1 protein-coding gene is annotated in these 275 nt (G+C 52.4%); it reads left to right on the forward strand.

All coding sequences use genetic code 11. The annotated features are described in order from the left end of the window. Positions 1-64: 64 nt before the first annotated feature. Positions 65-275: DUF1501 domain-containing protein (locus tag KVT36_RS31700; protein ID WP_254640283.1), on the forward strand; the 211-nt coding region annotated here is incomplete at its 3' end.

Here is a 275-nt window from a genome sequence, read left to right on the forward strand (position 1 = left end):
TGCTATCATAAAGCTGTATGGGTCAGACTGCCTTGAGCCCGGCACATTTGCAACCAACTGCCTGTTGTCCAAGAAGCTTTATGAAAGCGGTGTGCGATTCATCCAACTGTACCACCAGGGATGGGATCAGCATGGCAACCTGCCCAATGAAATGGCCGGCCAGGCTAAGGATGTGGACCGTGCTTCCGCAGCGCTGATCACGGATCTTAAACAACGCGGCCTGCTCGACGAAAGGCTGGTAATATGGGGTGGTGAATTCGGAAGAACTAACTACT

The sequence above is a fragment of the Chitinophaga sp. GbtcB8 genome (genome assembly GCF_019091455.1).
Taxonomy (GTDB): domain Bacteria; phylum Bacteroidota; class Bacteroidia; order Chitinophagales; family Chitinophagaceae; genus Chitinophaga.